Raw genomic sequence first — 18,190 nt, forward strand, 5'->3', positions numbered from 1 at the left:
CGTCATCTGCGACGGGTATGGATTTCTGAATAACTTGTTGCTGGTTTTGAAAAACACGTGTTCATGCGTCACACAACATTTATTAAAGAGGTAAGCTTTTAGCACTGTTGGAAAAACAGTGCAATATCAAAGAGAAGAGTCTTCCGAATCGAGGAATCGATTGGAAGACTCTTCTTCAGTACTTTCGAGGCGTGTAGAGGTCAGGTGTCTAGTTAAACTCGTCAGGGTACACTGATTTCGCCAGTAGTTCAACTGCTTCTCCAATGCGCGGTCCCGGACGTGACATAATATCGCTGTCGAGTTGCCATACGCGATTTTCTTTCACTGCATCCAGGACGTCCCAGCCTTCGCGTTTTTTAATATTGGCAATGGCATCGTCTTCATAGGACACTGTAGTGATGATCACGTCGGGGTTTTTCTTCAGGATATCTTCTTCTGAAACTTTAATCCATCCCTCTTGGTCAGCAAACACGTTGTTCACCTTCGCCAAATCGAAAATCTCTTGTTGGAACGTATTGCTTCCTGTTGTGTAGATGTCCGGGGCCGGGCTAATCTCATAATACATTTGCTGTTGCGTTTCTATTTGGGTTAGCTTTTCCTGTACTTTACTAATCCGGCTTTTAATAGAATCAACCAGTTTTTCCCCTTGGTCTTTTACGTTCATTACTTCCGCAATCTGTATAATGTCACCGTATACGTCGTCGAAGGAAGAAGCGGACTCGATGACGAACACCGGGATATCTGAGTCTCTCAACGTATTCAATGCTTCATCCTCGCCGATTGTATATGCAAGCACTACATCAGGTTTCAATTCGACAATGCGTTCTGCGTTGAAGGTTACAGAATCAGATATCCGCTCCACGCCCAGTGCTTCAGAAGGGTAGGTATCGTAGTCGGTCGCTCCGATCAGTTTATCTCCTTCATCGAGGGCATATAAAATTTCTGTATTGCTTGGTTGCAGGGAAATCACAGTTTCAGGCACCTTATCGAAGGTGACTTCATTGTCGGCATCATCTGTAACTGTGTAACTGGAAACTTCATTTGATTCGACGGCTGGTTTTTGATCTTTGTCTGCAGGTGTGTTGGTATCATTTGACGAACAGCCGGCCAGAACGAGGAATAGGGAGAGGACTGATGTCCAGACCCATACGTTTTTTTTACTCATTAATTATCCACTACTTTCTTTTTCTTTCTGATGGGATACGATTTACTAACGAATTGAATTTCTTCGACACCGCATACTTTATTCGTATAGACGGCCATCACAAACAACACATTGGCAAGCAAGTGTGTATAGTCGAATAAAATATCAGGCACTTCACGTTCAAGTGACACTTTATGCAGTGCGCGTACAGATTTTTTCGCTTCGCTTCGACAAACGTGCAACACGCAAGCGGCATGGGTACCTTGTGGTAGCACAAAGCGGTCAATCAAACTTTGCGTCTCATCTGTATAAAAGTCATACATCTCACTCAGTTTTTCCACGTCTTCCGAGAAGATAGCGGTTTTACCGCGTACAGAACCATTCAAATGATAGGCCATCGGCTGCAGATAATGTAAATCATCACACACCCGCTGAACAGGATTTACAGCAATTGCTTCGCCAATTCGCGTAGTTAATGAGTCTGTACGGATTTCAAAGTCCACCGTCGAAACGGATTCCCTCATAAATGGATAGCAAAGAAACCGGTTGTCTTTCTTCATTCATTCCAACTCCTTTCAATAGATTTTGAATAAATTCTGCATTTTGCTTATGTACGAACAGAAAAAACCGCCACGATATCGATATCGGGCGGCGGCAAAAAACCTATAGCAAATTGCATGCCAAATAGAGAGTATGCCGTATCTTCCCTTATCTTCCGAAGAGCAAAATACTGAATGAATCAGGTGGGTATCCTGGCTTATGCGTCATCCATCCGTGAGAGCCTTCCCATCTAGTTAACTAAATAGTGGCATGTTCTCACTTCGTCGGCATGTACAGTTGCGGAAACAGCTTCGGCTTTCAACCGAATTCCCCGGCTTCTGATTCTCTTAACTTATTCAATCAATAAAGTATAGCACAGGCAAAACTCGAATGTGATACAGAAGTCCGATATGGTTGATTTTTCACCCATCGAGTTTTCTATACTAGAGATAGAAAGTAGTTGCCATTCATTATAGAGGAGATTTTCATGAACGTAGTTGAATTACACCCATCGTTTGATAGCGAAAACACGCGAACTCCAACGTATGCGGTATGGCAATGATCTCCGTAATGGTACGGTTTCGTTTCAACTACTTGAACAGACTGCGAGATTTACTACTGGGCAGTTGAATATAATAGGTGATGTCTGTTTCGAACGGAAATGGAGTAATCGTACGCAGGTAAAACTCATTCGGATCACCTGCACAATATCGGACTTGCAAGGAAGCGGGATATATCGATGGAAGCACTGGAGGAAGCGCTTATGTGGAAAAAGCTGCCTACTAGTTTGCAGTCGATAGGGGGTGTAGGTGCTGTTCAAATGTAAGCGAAATTGGCGCCCGAATACCTATCTTCATGTGGTGATGCGTGGGAATAACCGCCAGAACATTATCTCATGTATGGATTCGCATTCCATTCTGAGGTACTTGCCGCCACCTTTTTAGAAAACTCGTTCTAGCTACGTTAGCTATTGTTTGCTTGAGATGGATAGAAGACGAAGGGTAAAGTGAAAAGAAGTAAACAGTCTCCAAAATTTAAAACAGTAATGAATTTTGCGAGACCCAATGTTATTTTTCCCTGCGCCTTTGCTGATATACCTTTGAATTTACACAGGTGAAGTAAAAGAGTATCCTTATAGTATAGACACTTACGATGCGCAATGTATTGTGCGTTAACATAAGGATTCATTGATAAGGAGGCGCTCATATGAGCCAGATGACGGCAGTTAATGTAATTCGGATTGAAAAAGGAAAGGGTCAAGAAGTTGCGGCACGTTTTGAAAAACCAAAAGCTGTTCATACGTTTGAGGGATTCGTTCGGATGGAAGTATGGATGAAAGAAGATGTTGAAGATCATGATGAACTTCACATTTGCACTACATGGGAAGATGAAAAATATTTTGAGGCATGGCGTAAAAAGCGGGCAGTTGATAAAGCACAGGCTCGTGCTATACAAGAACAAAATCCTTCCGGACAGCCGGAAGAGAATCCGATTCTTGGAACTGAACTATCTACATATTTGACGCTCGTTCAGCATTTGCCGGCTGAAAAGGATTAACTACTGGAGCAGCTTGGTTTAGAACGTATCGAAACAGTTACCAGGTCCCTAAACAATTTAGCCCCTACTTAGACAACTAAAGAATAATAAAACGAGGAGCTCTTCAACTGAGAAATTTGTTGGAGAGCTTTTTTATTCGATTAAGCCGGCATATACGCAACGAGTAACAATTGAAGGAAGGTTACGAAGAATAGATAAAAAAGTTGCATATCAATAACTTCATTTTTAAGAAATGAAAATGAAAAATATGAACTTAAGCAATATAAATTCTTAGGTGCAACGGATAGAGGAAGGGGTATGATACCTGTTGACTCAGGTGATTATTTTACTGAATACTCAAATTATAAATGGTATATGTGTATCATACAAATAGATATACAGCAAAGCTTCAATGATACATTCAGACTATCCCAAGAAGAAAGTTATTGTTGTAATTCATTAATAAGTCGCAAAATGTAAATGGTGAAAATACTGTAGATATTGTGTTGTATTTAGGAAGTAGTGAAGTGGCTAGAGTGAAGGACTATCATATTTAGGTTTATGAAAATCCAGCTATAGGGTTTGTGAATCCATTTCAAATAGGAGTCCAAAGTACGAAATTTGCTATGACGGTAGACTTGCTTAATGTAGATTTTTCTCAGACTGCTGATGTATATTTACGTGATGAAAAGACTTCTTCACCTCACGCCCACTCGCTGGTATATTTATGGTTTTAACTATAATGACGATCATACTTCCATTTGTTCTGCGGTGTATAAACAATCAGGAATTAAAATGTATTCCTTAATAAATGTCGCACTCTAGAACCTTCAGTTTGTAAAGGCGAATTGAAATACAAATTTTATAGCAAGTTTAGTATGATAAGTAAAGCTGTATTTTACATACAGAGAGTGGAGGCGATTATAATTATGATCAAAAAGACATGTGACGGAGTACTTAAAAGTTTTAAACATTATTCTGACGCCCTATGGATTCTCGTATTTTTATTTTTTTCGCTACTCCTTTTTCACTTTTCTATTTATGTTATGAGTTTTCAAAGTTTGGATAGTAGCCTGATAAATGAGTTCATTAAAGACGGGTTAAAATTTCAACGATTTTTGGATGAACTTTTTTCACCACTCCTACTCCGGGGGCTAGGTTTAGGTATAATGCTGTCGGCCGCTTTTCTATTCTCATGGCTAGTAAATAAATTTGTGGTAACTGAAAATGGTTGTCAAGATTTGCTGGATAAATTGGCAACCATAAAAAAGAAATTATTGCTTTCAGTGGAGCAAGTTGGTTTTACTCGAACTTCAGTCTATCTGATTTTTAAGTCAAAAGTGATAGTCATTTTACGTATTAGTGTGATCGCTACAATGATAGCAGAGCAAATTCAACGGAATACTTTGTCCTTTTCAATATTTATTTTTTTAGCAATATATCTATTATTTACTGTTCCATTGAAAAATCCCGATTTTTCGTCAGATTCTGTAGAGAGAAATAGACCTCATCTATTTATAGCGATTACGCCTATTTTTATGACAACATTATTTACTCTATTAATCACATATGAATATAAACTAGATCTACTGTATTCTTATCGCTTTTTTATAGTTATATTGCTATTTAGTGAAATTCTTGTACTACTTTCTTCTTACGCAGTTGAATTGCTTAAATCTGATCTAAAGTACGCTAAGTTGGGGAAAAATCCTCACGTGGATTTACCGCAGAAGCTGAGCGGGTATATTATACGTCGCAATAAGAAGAATTTAAATCTCTCACTGTTTTTGTATATGGAATTCCTTCTGATTCTCTGTGGCTATTTCATTTTTTATACTTTTGATATATTTTCATGGAAAACAAAAAATGAAGTATTCTCACTAAGCAATTTTTTACTAAGCATTACAGCGGTATTATTCGCGCGATTGTTATCAAGATCCATTGAAATAGTCGTTGCTTTCTTTAAAGACATATTATCCAAAGAGAAGAAATCATCTGATTTAGACGGGAAAGACCGTATGTTGTTGGCTGTTAAAAGTCTGATTGAAATTATGCTGTTGGCAGCTATTGTAAGAAGTGCTTACAATTTGTATAGTGAGCCCATTGTAAACGGTGCAGCAAATTACGATTTATCGCACATATATAGCACAGTAAAAATATTGATAGTCAGTTTGTTTGAAAGTATTGCTACGATGGGATTCAATTTATCGTACGAACCCCGTTTAAATATATTCGAACAAATAATACACCTAACTCAAATAATTGTGAGCATTTCTCTAATAACCTTATCCATTGCTACGTACATTTCCTTTAAGCAGAAGGTGGACGACAAATAACAGTTGCTATAGATCGGCAGCGATACGTAAGTGTTTTTGTATGATTTGAATAAATCTATAGAGAAGTCGATCAAAGAAAAAACATATTTGAATTGTTAATTGAAGTTATTGAATAAGAACGTATCGAGAAATTAGAAAGGAAGGTAGTGCATTCTTCCGAGTATATTCCAGCATAAAAAGCATTACCTACACGTCTCGCAATTATTTCGAATGTGCTTTCAGGCAACTGTTTGTAGTCAATCTGCTACCATTTCATACGGTCGATTAAAAGGAATTCAAACTCATCAAGATTTTGAATTCCTTTTTTTGTTACGTATCTTTAGGTTCCCCTTTGTTTTTCAAAAACATAAAGAGTGATGCACCGAAAATGATGATATAACCAAGGACGCTAAAACGATCAGGTACTTGTCCGAGAAACGCTAGTCCAAGTAATGCCGTAAATACTACCGTAAAATAGTTAAATACTGATATTTCTTTTGCAGGTGCAAATTTGTAAGCGAGCGTGATACCGAATTGCCCAATCGTCGCGAAAACGCCTCCGAGGAGCAAGTACATCGTCTGTTGCCATGTCATCGACTCGTACCCGTAAATGACAAACGGCAGAAGCACTATTGTTGTGAATCCTGAGAAATAAAACACAATCGTATAAAACTGTTCTCGATTGCCGAGTGCTCGTAGCGCTGTGTATGCAGCGCCTGCAAACACAGCTGATAAGATCCCCGCGGCATACGGAACAATATCGAGCGAGAATGAAGGTTTGATGATGAACAGAGTGCCAAGGAAAGCTATCACAATACTATAGATTTGATACGGTTTGACATATTCTTTTAAAAAAAATGCTGCGAAAATGATCGTGAAAAAAGGGCTCATTTTGTTGAGCATGTCAGCATCAGCTATCACGAGATGATCGATTGCATAAAACAGTAAGATGATGCCAATCATGCCGAGTGCTGATCGTAAAAGCAAGAGTGGTTGGTTTTCACGTTTTCCGAAAAAACGTTCTTTGAAATGAAGAACGAAGAAGAAGGAAATCACCATCGATACACCATTTCGGAAAATGGTCTTTTGTAACGTAGGCACGTCTCCAGATAATTTGACGAATAACGTCATGATGGAAAAGCCAAATGCTGATACGAGTAATAATAAAATTCCTTTGTTGCGATTTGTCATAGCTGTCATCCAATCTTTTTGTGTTCGGTATGAATGATACCACAATGTCCTTTCGCATACTTGGGAAAGGCAATAGAAGCTGGGGGTTATATTTTACTGCCGGTATTATGGAAGAAGGAGTTAGATTGTTGTAGATAATCAGCTTAAGGATGAAAGAAAATTAAAAATATATGCATATTAAGAACTATTAATATTGTAATTCCATGGTAAAATAATAAGAAATAAATGACAAGAAGGTGAGACTATTGAAACGTAGTAAGCAATACTTTGTTATCGTCATTGTCATAACGTTGATAGCTCTTGCCTATTATTATTCACAAGCCCTAAAGGCGGATACTTCCATCAGCCACGGGAAAGTTGATCTATCCGAAACAGGTTTTCAAGAAAAAGGTGTAATTGCACTTGACGGAGAGTGGGAGTTTTATTGGAAGCAGTTACGGAGTCCTGAAGATTTCATCGATGAAACCCCACTTGATCTGCAGTATACAGTAGTTCCAGGAAGTTGGATGCACGATCAAGAAGGCAATACGTATGACAGTACGGGATATGCAACGTACAGGATGGTGGTTGCGAATATACCGTCGGACACGAAGTATTTTGGTTTACTAAAAGGGAATATAAGAAATGCGAGCCGGATATTCGTAAATGGGAAATTGGTTTTGGAAGATGGGGATATTTCGGAGTCGCCGGAAACGAATGTATCCGGTAATAACTCGATGGCGGCTTTTTTTGAATTGGAGAGTTCGACGGCCGAAATTATCATTCAGGCCTCCAACCATGATTTTATCGTTGGAGGTATAGCAAAATCGATTACGTTTGGAACGCAAAATGAGATAATGCAACTGCATCAGCGAAATGTCATGTTTGAATTTGCGATGATTCTCATTGTAGTGATTATCGGTCTGTTTTATCTCTTCTTGTTCTTGATTAATGCAGATTATCGAAAGAAGGAGCCCGCCACACTTCCGCTCGCATTAAGCTGTCTATTCTATGGAATTATGAGCAGTATATACAGCGAACGAATTATTACAGTGATATTCCCTATGATCAGCATGGACAGCACATTTCGTTTTGGGCATTTAATGAGTGCTTTCACAGTGATTACCGTATTGATCGTGCTCAATCAGATCAGTCCCATCTTTTTATCCAATCGAATAAAAAATGGTATGTTGATTTTTTACAGCATTTTCATCTTAATTATACTAATGCTACCCATGACTATTTACTCCAATATATTAGAGTTTTACATGGTGACCACAGTCGTCTTTTACTTCTTTGTATGGTTAAGAGTACTCTGCCTGTTCATCAAGAAAGGCGGTCCTGAAATTGACAGTGTAGAACATATTGCCATGATTGTTTCATTGCTTAGCGTTTACTTGTTCTGGTTCGATATGATTTTATACAGTACGGGATTAAAGCAGGATATGTTGATTTCGTTCTTGATGATCGCCGTCTACAGCATTGCTTTGTCCGTCCTATTGATTTTCCGATATACGAACTCTTACAAAAAGAATGAAGAATTGTCGACGCAATTGGTTGAAACGTTCTCCACGCTCGATCAAACGACGAAGATCGCGAAGAGAAATGAATTGGCCTTTTTACAAGCGCAAATCAAACCGCATTTCCTATTTAATACGCTTAGCAGTATCATCAGTCTTTGCTATACGGACGGGAAACGTGCAGGCAAAGTCCTGTCCGATTTGTCTAACTACCTGAAGCGATCTTTCCAAATAGATATTCACACCGATTATGTCACGCTCGACAATGAATTGAAATTGATTCAAGCGTATGTCGAGATCGAGAAAGTAAGATTCGGCGACCGAGTGGACATGATTTATGATGTAGATGAAGAAATTCTTTCGTGCAAGATCATTCCACTCATTATCGAGCCTCTTGTTGAAAATGCCATCAGGCACGGTGTTTTGAAAAATAAAAGTGGAGGCAAAGTGAAATTGACAATTAAAAAACAGGATTACGGCATATATGTGGGTGTTCAGGATAACGGAAAAGGTATGGATCCGCATCAATTGAATGCTATTAGACGCGGGGAACGAAACCTAGAATCGCTGACTGGTAACGGTATAAGTTTGGCGAATATCCATAGTAGATTGCAAAGTTTTTATCAGACTGAGCTGCAATTCGAAACAAATCCCCTAGGCACAGATGTCTATTTTATTATTCCTTTACACGATGACGAGGAGGAGACAGCCAATGATTAAAGCGGTGTTGGTGGACGATGAGATGTTGGTGTTAAATTACTTAGAGAAGATTGTAGGAGAGACAACTGACATCGAAGTAATCGGTACGTTTACGGATCCTGAACTTGCGCTAATTGAAATTCCACGATTGGAGCCGGATGTGTTGTTTTTGGATGTGGACATGCCCGAAATGAACGGAATGGAGTTGGGGGAAAAACTCATCCAAATCAATAACAATGATGAAATGGCGATAGTTTTTGTAACGGCATACGAACAATATGCGATGCATGCTTTCGAGCTGAATGCGATTCATTATATTTTGAAGCCGGTAGACAAGCAGTCGGTAGAAGAAGTATTGAATAGAGTATACAAGAAAAAGCGAATAACGCGAGAAGAGACGAAAACGGTAGGCGAGATTTGTTTGTTCGGAAACATACATTTACGTATGAATGATTCCCGAACCGAGTTCATGACCGCCAAACTGGAAGAGCTTCTTGCCTTATTGATCATGCACCGAAAAAATGGCATCAGCAAATGGCAAATCATTGATATTTTATGGGAAGAACACTCCATGGAAAAGTCCCAACAAAATCTCTACACGATGATCTTCCGACTCAAGAAAACATTAAAAAAAGCCGGTATTCCTGTTGAGTTGGAGAGGAAAAACGGCATGTATAAAATCATGCTACCGAGAGTTCACTGTGATTTAATCGCGTTCGATCAATTTATGGACAAAAAACTGAAAATTAACAGCCAAAACCTTAAGGACTTTGAAAAAGCCGTCTCCCTGTATCAAGGAGAATTATTCGATGGGAAAGGCTATATCTGGTGCATGAGTGAAACGGAAAACTATTATCAAGAGTACGTACGTCTCGTAAACGAACTGGCCAACTATTATAAAGAGAATGAGTGTATAACACAATTGGGAGATTTGATTGATAAAATCAAGCCGGTGATCAGGGAAGAAGACTTGGAGAGCATAATAATTGAGTGTGAGGCATAACAAACAACAGCGTAGGGGAATGAAATCCTCTGTGCTTTTTTTATGTAATCATTTAAATGTAAGAAAAAAGTAAGAACGGCTTGCTATACTATCTTTAACGTAGAGTACTTACATTTTCCTATACGAGTTTTTAAACGATTGATTCATAGAAAAGACGGACCCCTTTCTGAAAAATTCAACTTGATTGTAAACTAAAGGAGATGAGCAAGATGCCAGCTTATATGGTTAATGAATACTATGTTTTTACGTCTTATGAGGATCTATCTTCCCTAATTCATGATATTATCCATTACTCACTTCTGCCTTCGCGTCAAGACAGACATTCGTTTTCTATACTCGTTGGTCAACTGGATACGCAAAGCCTGCAGTTTGAAGTGGACGATGGTAAATCCGTCCCAGTGCGTTATGAAAGGGAGGAGGATCTGTATTATTCTGTTTGACCTAGAGTATGTACCAGGTCCCTACAGAAATCGGACCCTATTAAGATGACTACGTGATCACATAGAAGAGTTTCCTGATCAAGATAAGACCGGGAAGCTCTTTTTGATGCTTCTAGCAAGGGGATAGTCTATAGGGCATAAGAACAGATGCGAATTCCTCACACAATTAAATTTCATAAAATAACTTACTAGCATCGCGAAAAAAAGTTTCGCAGTATTTCGCAGATGATTTTCTATCTTCAAAAATAAAAGAGTGCTACACGTCATTCGGCCCAAATACTTCTGTTTTCTCATAAATGTGATTTAATGCACAAGTAATTATACAAACGTACCATTAGTGCATATATTTTGGATAACATGCTTAAAATATGATGATATAATCAATACAGGAGAAAACATGTACATTTCATACTTGTCTGTATTAATGAAATGAGGAGGATGAATATGCTAAATCAGTTGAAGAGAATATTGGAGGATAGTGGATTAAGTCAATTATTCGAAGTGAAAGAAGAAAATGATAGAACGAGTTTTCCTAACCCACATGTGGCCTACCGCGTCCAATTTAATTTATATAGAATGCGGGCTTTTGAGTTATGGGGAGACGTAAATGCCTTTGAATTTAGAATTTATTACGGCAGTAAATTAAATCCCATCTTAAAACAACGTTTAATCGAAATACCTGGGGCTAAAAATAGTACGAATCGTAAAATTGATTATAAAACTAATGATTATGTCGCTTTGGCTAAAATGATTAAAGATATATTGCTAGAAAAAGAAATTATGGAAGTTTGTAAGTCAACTAGTGATATTGCAAAGATTTCTCAGTTTGAAGGGCTTGTGCTGAAAGACATTGATGTGACAGATGCAACGGTGCTTGGTCGACCTATTGAATGGAGTCAAATCATTGCGATTTATGAAGACGACTCGGAAGAAAATATTTTGAAAGAAGAATTGTCGAAAAGTGGGGTTTACCTTCAGCGTTCCAAGGATGGGGCAAGTAGATATGTAGGGAGTGCTTACGGAGGTGGCGGAATCTTAGGGCGTTGGATGAAACACTTAACATCTAATGGCAATGCCCACCATTTAAACTTGTTCGTACTTGAAAACGGATATAACGAAATCGAGTTCTTAGTATTAGAATTACTTGATGATGGAACAGATATTATGCAAAGGGAAGTCATGTGGAAAAAAACCTTGGCTACTGTAAATCGTGGTCCTTATAATAGCATACAATTGAACAGGAATTAGTGAAGGGTTCTTGTGCCTCATATTATTCACACACTATTCCTTCAACTAGATAATTATAAAAAAGAGTTTCCTAATCAAGATATCGATCGGGAAGCTCTTTTTGGTGCGTTTAGTGAGGGCATAGTCTATAGGGGGTAAGAACAAATACCAAGCTCCTACATAACTAATTTTATGGAAAATCTGTGTAAAAGGCTGACAAGAAAACATCTTTTCCTTAGATGTATTCACAGTAGACGGAGGAAAACGGAAGTAATAGCTCTAAATTATATATTACCTCGAAAGGATCGTTAGGAATCGCCATATATACTATATTCAGTGGATAATTAACTGATAGTAGTATTTCTAAAGTAGAATTATTGCCGGAAATCTAGTGGATAAGCTTTTTGTAATGGTATAATATATCTAAAATGTAAAGTCCGATTAATACCTGAAATATTAAGAATACGTGCATCTACAAAACACCATTAATAACAGCTTAATTTATTTTATTAAACGAAGTATCAGCAAAGGAGGCAAGTGGATGATGAAAAAGACCGTTATTCTGTTATTACTAGTTTTTCTATTGACAGGTTGCTCAAATAGCACGTTTGATCAAGCAATGGAACAAAGTAAACTTGCGTTAGCGAATGGTGAATATGATAAAGCGTTATCTTCAGTCGACTTAGCATTGGATGAAAAGCCTAGTGATAAAGAGGCACTTGAGATGAAAGAAGATTTGACTGGATTTTATTCGGTAAAGCAAGAGATGAAAGATGGTAAATGGGACGTAGCCCTAGAAAAGGCTGAGGAGATGCTTGGACAAGACAAGTTGGCCACTGGACTCCGGAAGTCGTTAGAAGACATGGTCGATACGGTGAAGACGAATCAGCAAGTGTCTGCAAAAGTGGCGGCTCATGTAAAAGACATTGAGACATCTGTTGAAGCAGGTGAGCTTGAGGAAGCGCAACAAACAATAGAAGAGCTCCGTAAAGATCAGGCTTCACTAGACGAATTCAGTGACAAACTAGCTAGTTTGGAGAAGCGATTAGAAGACGAACTAAAAAAGCAACAAGCTCCGCCTGTAATGGTACAACCTCCCGTCGTTCAGCAAGATCAAAGTACTGCACTTCAATTGGACGTGATACCAAAACAATCGGGCCAGCAACAACAGTATCGCAATAAGCTGGACGCAATTGAAGCAGGCTTAACTGATCTGAATCATTTATATGCGAATGGTATTACGTCTCAAATGTCTGAGGCGGAAAACGAAAGATATACAAGATGGGATAATGCACTTAATGAGATATATGGCGTATTGAAGAAGCAGTTATCTGCTCAAGATATGGAGCAATTACGTATAAAGCAACGTGAATGGATAAAATATCGTGATCACACTGCTAGCGTCAATGCAGCGGAATTTGCTGGCGGGAGTTTTGAGCCAGTCACTTATATAGGAACATCCGCTGATTTAACTAAAGAACGTTGTTATGCATTAGTGAATCTTTATATGAACTGATAGAGGTGAGGCGTAATGGCAAACATCTATGGAATGCAGCAATTGAAGCGCATGATTCTGAATGAAACTGATGCCAATACTCATAAAGGGTTGCTTGGTGAAAAAGAAATCTTGCTTATGCTACAAGAACAGTTGCCTGACGATGCTCATGTAATCCATAACCCTACATTGATTCACTATGAGGCGGACATTTTAGTTATAGAGGAAAATATCGGATTTATGTTTTTGGAAGTAAAGACTTGGAATGAACGATTTATAGAACGATTTGATCCAAATGGAAATATATTGACCAAAAGGGGTCAGCACAAACCGCTGAAACAAGCAGAAAATTATCGTAGTGAGCTTAAAAGCACACTTTCATCGCATCTAACGAATTCAATGAGACAAGACCCGCATCAGATAATTTCATCTGTCGTAGTATTTAACGGGATCTCTAAAGAACAATTTTTACATCGTGCAGAAGTTCTTGGTTGGGAAGAAGAATGGAAGAACAAATTCTTATCTAAACACTTTTTCTACACTCGAGAGTCAAGTGGATTCTATAGCTGGATGATGAGATCTAAAAAGTTCAATGCACGTAGAGTGTCCGACTACTTTTCTAGTGAGAGTTTGGAACGACTAATTGAAATTTTGGTCACTGAAAATGAAATCAAGAAAAATCTAATTGAAAACAATTTACCACTCAAAGTTAAACGGAACCAACAGAAGGCTGTTTCAAATATTAATGTGTCTGTACGAAAAGATAAACAAAAGAAAGTGGAAGTCAGTTCAATTCCTGAATCAGAAAAGAAAAATCAATTAGGGGTATTTGTCACTCTGTTAGCAATTGCAATAATTCCACTTTTTTATATCTTGAATGACTGGGGATATGATAATGAAAGCTATGAATGGCAGGAAGATAGTACAACTGACAATACGATATTTTTAGACGTGAAAGATGATGGGTTGCCAGAGGGTTCTGGAAGCGCATATGACTACTATATTTTAGCGGACAGTCAATATACTAAACTGGTAGAAACGCAGCTTTATGGTTTGTCGAAGTCAGATTTACGGATAGCACGAAATGAGATATATGCGAGACATGGATATATATTTGAATCTGCTGACCTGCAAAAATATTTCTCCTCCCAGTCTTGGTATGTACCAGATACTCTATACAACTATGAACTAACTGACATAGAACAATATAATGTTACTTTAATACAATCTATGGAATAAGTTATACAATAAAATATGTTTTAGACAGTAAAGCCTTTCCATCGCAGTAAACGATGGAAAGGCTTTTTTAAACAAATACTCTGTATCTTTCTACATTGTCCTATCGTATAATCAATAAGAACCAGTAAATTACTAATTTTAAGGGGACATTGAATGATGACGATTTTAATTATCGGTGATGTAGGCAATGATGTCCTTAAAATTCAAAAAAGCTTGCAGCAACTGGGACTGTATACGATTCATGTGTTTCAAAGTGCCTATACAGCGATTCAATATGAACATTTGTTTTTACAAGAAGAAATCAAGCTGGTTATTTATGACGCGAATTTGGATGCAGATAACTGTGAAGCGCATTGTCGGGAAATAGAGGCACTGTGTGTATGGCGGGATGTGCCGATTTTGTTGTCGACGTCTTATGAGAAGCCGGTTATCTTTGAGCGCTTATTGGAAGTTGGGATCTTTGATTTTATTCTAAAGCCGTTTGACTTCTTCCAACTCAAAACGCGGATTCGAATTGCGCTTACATATTATGAGGAAACGAAAAAACGAAAAGAGCATGAGTATCAGCTGGCGATAGATTTAGCGATAGCGAAAAACGTCCAGAAGAGTGCTTTGACCCCCGCGTTGTCGCTATCGCATATTGAAGTGGATGGTATTTATTTCACTTCTCAAGCTCTGGGCGGGGATATGTATTGTTGGTTTCAGCTCGATGAAGATTTAACGGCAGTTATGTTGTTTGATGTGATGGGGCATGGGGTGGCGGCGTCACTTGTAACGATGTCGATTCGTTCCTTGCTCAAGGAAATTATTATGCAGTTGATTGATCCGGTACTTGTGATAAAAGAAGTGAACCGGAAGATTTATGAGTTGTTTTCTACTGATGGGCTGGACTCGTTTTTAGTGACGGCCGTCTATGCTGTAATCGATAAGAAGAATGGTACGCTGCAGTATGTAAACGCTTCGCATCCGGAAGGCGTCATGTTCGGGAAGTATGGAGAAACTGTGATGATGCATGCGAATTCTCCCATTCTCGGTCTGTTTCCATCGATTCAAGTGCAGGCGAAAAGTATTCGTTTGACAGGTTGGCATCGTATTATTTTGTATACAGACGGGTTAGGGACGTTATATCCTGATCTGAAAATTGACTGGAGCTTTTTTCATTCGCACAGTTCGCAAAATAGTCGCGTCATGTTGCGGAAGTTTACGGAAGAGTTCGGATTATCACATTTGCCATTGGAAGACGATATTACAGTGGTTTCGATTACCACTTCGTTATAAGTGAGGGAAGAATGTATGGAATTCAAGTTCACAATTACCCCCAATCAGCCGTCGATTCAGTTGATTGATCAATTAATGGAGAGTTACATGGCGCTGTATTCGATTCCATTCGCAACAGAAATTTGTTTTGTGACGCACGAGCTGGTCATTAATGCAGTGGAGGCAATGGAGAAAGAAGGACGGACAGAGTCGATTGAAGTACGTATGCAAAATGATGAACAATATGTGCAGATTACAGTGTCTGATTTTGCGAAGGGGATACCGGAAGAACAGTGGCCGGTCGTGCTCGATGCAACTATAGACGATGAGAGTTTTTGTGAGCGTGGACGCGGCTTTTTGTTCATTCAGCATATGGTCGATCAGCTGTGGTTTGAACAACTGTCCGATCAACAGTTTTTAGTCGGTGTGAAGAAAAATTTAGTGATGGCGGTGGAAAAGTAAATGAAGTGGACGATTGGGAATAAGATTAATGCAGTTATTTTACTAGCGATTTTACTACTATCAGGTATTTTGAGTGGCCTGAATTATAATGCGACAAAAGGGAATTTATTGAAGGCGGCAGAAGCTAAGCTCATTTCCGATTTGACACTGAGTTTGGAGCTGCTCGAAATTTCCGTGCCGGGCGACTGGTCCATTACGAATGGTTCATTGCATAAAGGCAAAATGGATATGTATGAAGCGTACGCGATTCCCGATCAGTTGGGCGAATTGACAGATGGAAATACGATGTCTATTTTCCAAGGGGATACACGTATTGCGACAAATATTATAGAAAATGGAGAACGACGTTTAGGGACACAAGTAGCGGCTGAAGTGGGAGACGTCGTGCTCGGCAAAAAAGAACGTTTTCTCGGCACCGCAGATGTACTCGGCAAGCCATTCCAAGCAGCCTATGATCCGATACTTGATAAAGACGGAGAAGTGATCGGGATTATCGCAGTGGCTGTTCCGACAGCGCCTTATATAAAGATCGCCACTTCTTCAGCTATGCAGACCATTATTATTTCGCTAGTGCTTGCGTTGCTCATCATTTTAATCGTGAGCTTTATCATTCAGCGTATGCTGATTAAGCCTATTAATCGATTACGTGATAATGCGAATGAATTAGCTGATTTAAATTTAAACGTCGAGCTATACGAAGCGAAAGGAACGGACGAAATTGCTGAACTATCTGTTGCATTTCGAAATATGAAAGAGCAACTTACGGAAACGATGCAAAACGTTGCGCGTAATGCCAATGAAATTGCTCATTCATCGGTCGCATTGGCAGAATCCTCCCAGCAGACAAATGAAACGGCTAGTCAAATCGCTTCCACGATGAATGAAATTGCGTCAGGCGTGACGAATCAATCTGAACAAGCAGAACGAATCGCAGGCATGATGCGTGATACGATCGTAGAAGTAGAAGGCAATTTAGGAAATGTTGAGCAGAGCTTAAAGAACGCGCAAGAATCTACAGTCATAGCGCATGAAGGCGAGCAGTCAATCAGTAAAGCGATTTCACATTTAGGCACAGTTACAGAAACGGTAAGCTATGCGACTGATTCGATTCAAAAATTAGGTATGCGTTCGGAAGAAATCGGCGGTATTATTACAGTTATTACCGCAATTTCAGAACAGACGAATCTACTTGCGCTAAATGCGGCAATTGAAGCGGCAAGAGCAGGAGAACATGGTAAAGGATTTGCGGTTGTTGCAGCAGAAGTTCGTAAACTAGCTGAACAATCAACAGGAGCTGCCCAGCAAATCACCGATCTAATTACAGACATTCAAGCAGAGACATCGGTAACAGTGCGGACGATGGAAAGTAATTTAACAGCAGTAGAGGAACAAGTAGTCATTATTAACCAAGGCGGAGAAGCGCTTAAGCTCATAGTAGAGAAAGTAAGCGTGACAGAGGCTGGTGTAGTGCATATAAAAGATGCATTCAGCGCAGTGAATTCCAATTCACTTACTGTCCAAGATGCTATCCAAAACATTTCAGCCATCATTGAGGAGTCTGCCGCAGCGACAGAGCAAATTGCCGCTTCATCTGAAGAACAGTATGCAACAGTCGCTGAAATTGCCGATAATACAACTAGTTTAGCAGAGGTCGCGGATCGTTTACGTGAGGAAGTAAATAAATTTAGAATGTAATGGAGGTTAGTAGTATGGAACAGAAAACAGCAGCGTTGCAAGTGGTGGAAAAAGATACGTACGTGATCCTCGAGTTTTCGGGCCATTTGCAATATGCGTTGATTGAAGAATTGAAAAAACGATTACAGACGACACCGTTTAAAGAAGGCCGCAGCTTCATTTTAGATATGAGTAAAGTACAAAATATTGACAGCACAGGCTTCGGCATGATCGTCAACTTTGCCAAAAAGATTTCTTTAAAAAACGAAAAAATCGTCATCATTATAGTGGATGAATTCGTCCGCAAGTTATTTGCCATTTCCCAATGTGATAAAATCTTCCCGATTGTCGACAGCGAAGCAGCGGCATTAGAGGTTATAAAGCAGTCAGTTGAGACGGAGTTGTCTGTTAACGATTATTGATTTTCATAAGTAAATAATTTCAACAAGCCTTCTGATTAAGTTCAGGA

At 39.0% G+C, this 18,190-nt stretch carries 15 protein-coding genes and 1 riboswitch; of the genes, 12 read left to right on the plus strand and 3 right to left on the minus strand.

The features are described from left to right. Window positions 1-208 precede the first annotated feature (208 nt). Together SporoP32a_RS12640 and SporoP32a_RS12645 are read right to left on the minus strand one after the other, a co-directional pair. A complete protein-coding gene (locus SporoP32a_RS12640; protein WP_085428216.1) occupies window positions 209-1,165 on the minus strand; it encodes an ABC transporter substrate-binding protein in 957 nt (318 codons plus the stop codon). Continuing rightward, on the minus strand, window positions 1,165-1,704 hold the full coding sequence (locus SporoP32a_RS12645) for a hypothetical protein (RefSeq protein WP_085428217.1): 540 nt from the start codon (window positions 1,702-1,704) through the stop codon (window positions 1,165-1,167). Before SporoP32a_RS12645 ends, SporoP32a_RS12640 begins: the two co-directional genes overlap by 1 nt. 164 nt (window positions 1,705-1,868) lie before the next feature. Continuing rightward, window positions 1,869-2,055, minus strand: a riboswitch (cobalamin riboswitch). A 174-nt stretch (window positions 2,056-2,229) separates the two neighbouring features. Here SporoP32a_RS12645 and SporoP32a_RS17515 point away from each other — a divergent pair. From SporoP32a_RS17515 to SporoP32a_RS12660, 3 genes are all read left to right on the plus strand, one after another. Then, window positions 2,230-2,484 carry a magnesium chelatase subunit ChlI family protein gene (locus SporoP32a_RS17515; protein WP_420542319.1) on the plus strand — a complete coding sequence of 85 codons (255 nt, stop codon included), beginning with the start codon at window positions 2,230-2,232 and terminating at the stop codon, window positions 2,482-2,484. A 406-nt stretch (window positions 2,485-2,890) separates the two neighbouring features. Then, entirely contained in the window at window positions 2,891-3,241 is a 351-nt protein-coding gene (locus SporoP32a_RS12655) for an antibiotic biosynthesis monooxygenase (protein ID WP_085428219.1), read from the plus strand. A 908-nt stretch (window positions 3,242-4,149) separates the two neighbouring features. Then, a complete protein-coding gene (locus SporoP32a_RS12660) occupies window positions 4,150-5,556 on the plus strand; it encodes a hypothetical protein (protein WP_085428220.1) in 1,407 nt (468 codons plus the stop codon). A gap of 309 nt (window positions 5,557-5,865) precedes the next feature. Here SporoP32a_RS12660 and SporoP32a_RS12665 read toward each other — a convergent pair whose 3' ends face one another. Continuing rightward, the gene (locus SporoP32a_RS12665; protein WP_085428221.1) at window positions 5,866-6,726 is read right to left on the minus strand and encodes a DMT family transporter; all 861 of its coding nucleotides are present in this window, start codon (window positions 6,724-6,726) and stop codon (window positions 5,866-5,868) included. A 245-nt stretch (window positions 6,727-6,971) separates the two neighbouring features. Between SporoP32a_RS12665 and SporoP32a_RS12670 the strand changes: the two genes are divergently transcribed. From SporoP32a_RS12670 to SporoP32a_RS12715, 9 genes are all read left to right on the plus strand, one after another. Beyond that, window positions 6,972-8,945 (plus strand): histidine kinase, encoded by a 1,974-nt coding sequence (locus SporoP32a_RS12670; RefSeq protein ID WP_085428222.1) that lies wholly within the window; start codon window positions 6,972-6,974, stop codon window positions 8,943-8,945. Beyond that, window positions 8,938-9,927 (plus strand): response regulator, encoded by a 990-nt coding sequence (locus tag SporoP32a_RS12675; protein ID WP_158232688.1) that lies wholly within the window; start codon window positions 8,938-8,940, stop codon window positions 9,925-9,927. The genes SporoP32a_RS12670 and SporoP32a_RS12675 overlap by 8 nt, the downstream gene beginning before the upstream one ends. Window positions 9,928-10,811: 884 nt before the next feature. Next, a complete protein-coding gene (locus tag SporoP32a_RS12685; RefSeq protein ID WP_198166166.1) occupies window positions 10,812-11,615 on the plus strand; it encodes a GIY-YIG nuclease family protein in 804 nt (267 codons plus the stop codon). Between the two features lie 520 nt (window positions 11,616-12,135). Continuing rightward, window positions 12,136-13,110: a lysozyme inhibitor LprI family protein gene (locus SporoP32a_RS12690; RefSeq protein WP_085428226.1), complete on the plus strand. Its 975-nt coding sequence runs from the start codon at window positions 12,136-12,138 to the stop codon at window positions 13,108-13,110. A gap of 15 nt (window positions 13,111-13,125) precedes the next feature. After that, window positions 13,126-14,328, plus strand: a complete 1,203-nt coding sequence (locus SporoP32a_RS12695) for a YARHG domain-containing protein (protein ID WP_085428227.1) — start codon at window positions 13,126-13,128, stop codon at window positions 14,326-14,328. Window positions 14,329-14,481: 153 nt separating this feature from the next. Further along, the gene (locus SporoP32a_RS12700) at window positions 14,482-15,606 is read left to right on the plus strand and encodes a fused response regulator/phosphatase (RefSeq protein ID WP_232319529.1); all 1,125 of its coding nucleotides are present in this window, start codon (window positions 14,482-14,484) and stop codon (window positions 15,604-15,606) included. A 15-nt stretch (window positions 15,607-15,621) separates the two neighbouring features. Next, a complete protein-coding gene (locus SporoP32a_RS12705; protein WP_085428228.1) occupies window positions 15,622-16,047 on the plus strand; it encodes an ATP-binding protein in 426 nt (141 codons plus the stop codon). Then, complete coding sequence (locus SporoP32a_RS12710; protein WP_085428229.1) at window positions 16,048-17,742, plus strand: methyl-accepting chemotaxis protein; 1,695 nt, start codon at window positions 16,048-16,050, stop codon at window positions 17,740-17,742. Between the two features lie 14 nt (window positions 17,743-17,756). Continuing rightward, on the plus strand, window positions 17,757-18,143 hold the full coding sequence (locus SporoP32a_RS12715) for an STAS domain-containing protein (protein ID WP_085428230.1): 387 nt from the start codon (window positions 17,757-17,759) through the stop codon (window positions 18,141-18,143). Window positions 18,144-18,190: the final 47 nt, after the last annotated feature.

The sequence above is a fragment of the Sporosarcina ureae genome, assembly GCF_002109325.1.
Taxonomy (GTDB): domain Bacteria; phylum Bacillota; class Bacilli; order Bacillales_A; family Planococcaceae; genus Sporosarcina; species Sporosarcina ureae_C.